A 1,647-nucleotide genomic window follows, 5' to 3' on the forward strand; every position below is an offset into this window, starting at 1 on the left:
GTGGCATGACGAATCGCCCGTTCAAGACCGGCGCGAGCCGGGCGCAGTCCTGTCTTCTGCCGCCGAGCGTGGAGGACTATGTCGGGCCGGACAATCCGGTGCGGGCGATCGACGCGTTCGTGGCGGCGCTCGATCTGGCGCGGCTCGGGTTCCGGCATGCCGGGTCGGTGGGGGGCGGCGTCGGCCAGCCGCCCTACGATCCGGCCGATCTGCTGAAGCTCTATCTGTACGGCTACGTCCATCGGGTCCGCTCGTCGCGCCGGCTGGAGCACGAGGCGCGGCGCAATCTCGAGCTGATCTGGCTGCTGCATGGACTGACCCCGGGCTATCGCACCATCGCCAAGTTCCGGGCGGAGAACTGGGCGGCCCTGAAGGCGGCGAACCGCAGCTTCGTGCTGCTCGCCCGCGAGCTCGGCCTGCTGGGCGGCACGTTGGTGGCGATCGACGGGGCGTTCTTCGACGGCAATGCGAGCAAGGGGAGCATCGCGACGAAGAAGCGGCTCGCCGCGGCGCTGGCGGCGATCGAGAGGGACATCGAGGCCTATGGGACCGCGCTCGATGCGGCCGACGCCGCGGAGGCGGCGCCTGCCGACCGTGACGACGGCGGCGCCGGGGGCGGCGGCGACGTCGGCCGGAAGATGGCGGCCCTGATGGCGAAGCGGGACGCCCTGAAGGCCGATCTCGCCCGGCAGGCGGAGAGCGGCGAGACGCAGGTGTCGCGCACCGACGCGGATGCCCGGCTGCTGACCAAGCGCGGCCAGACGGTCGCCGGCTACAACGTCCAGATCGCCGTCGACGACGCCCACAAGCTGATCGTCGCGAGCGAGGTGGTCGGCGACGGCAACGACACCGGCCAGCTCCATCCGATGGCGGTGGCGGCCCGCGAGGCGCTGGCGGTCGAGACGCTCACCGTGCTGGCCGACGTCGGCTACTTCAACGGGACCATGCTGAAGCGCTGCGAGGACGACGGCATCGTCGCCTATGTGCCGGAGGCCGAGCGCACCGGACGGCTCGCGGCACAGGGCTGCTTCAGCCATGCCGACTTCACCTACGACGCCGCCGCGGACGTCTGTCGCTGCCCGGGCGGCGCGGTGTTGACGCCGATCGAGAGCCTCAAACAGAATGCCGGCCGGCTCGAGCGGCGTTACGTCAGCCGCAAGCGGGTGTGCGACGCCTGTCCCTTGCGGGAGCGCTGCATCACCGCCAAATCGGCGACGCGGACGATCTGCCGCTGGGTGCACGAGGACGTGCTCGACCGCCACCGGGCGCGGATGCGGGGGGCCGGAGCGCTGATGCGCCGCCGCGCCGCCCTCGCCGAGCATCCGTTCGGCACCCTCAAATGTCGCGCCGGCTGGCGCCACTTCCTGGTGCGCGGATTCGACAAGGTGCGCGGCGAGTGGAGCCTGATGGCGCTCGGCTACAACTTCACCCGCCTGCTCGCCATCCTCGGCCTCGACCGTTTCGTGGCCTGCCTGGCCGAACGCGCCGCCGAGCTGCTCGCACGCAGTGCCCCGAACGCCGTCCAGACCCTCATCCGTGCCGCCGCGCGCCTCCTGGCGCGATTCGCCGCCGAAATCGCCTCGACCGAAGCCCGCCGGCGACCACTCTCGGCCCTCCAGGCCTGAAGCGGATTTCTTGCCCAGTCTC

Annotated in this window: 1 protein-coding gene; it reads left to right on the forward strand. The window is 71.5% G+C overall.

Features of this window, described 5'->3' with window-relative positions:
• Positions 1 to 1,625, forward strand: a 1,625-nt coding sequence (locus tag CH341_RS31160; RefSeq protein WP_111423553.1) for an IS1182 family transposase, incomplete at its 5' end; no start/stop codon positions are given.
• Between the last annotated feature and the right edge of the window lie 22 nt (positions 1,626 to 1,647).

Source organism: Rhodoplanes roseus (assembly GCF_003258865.1).
GTDB classification, from domain to species: Bacteria; Pseudomonadota; Alphaproteobacteria; order Rhizobiales; family Xanthobacteraceae; genus Rhodoplanes; species Rhodoplanes roseus.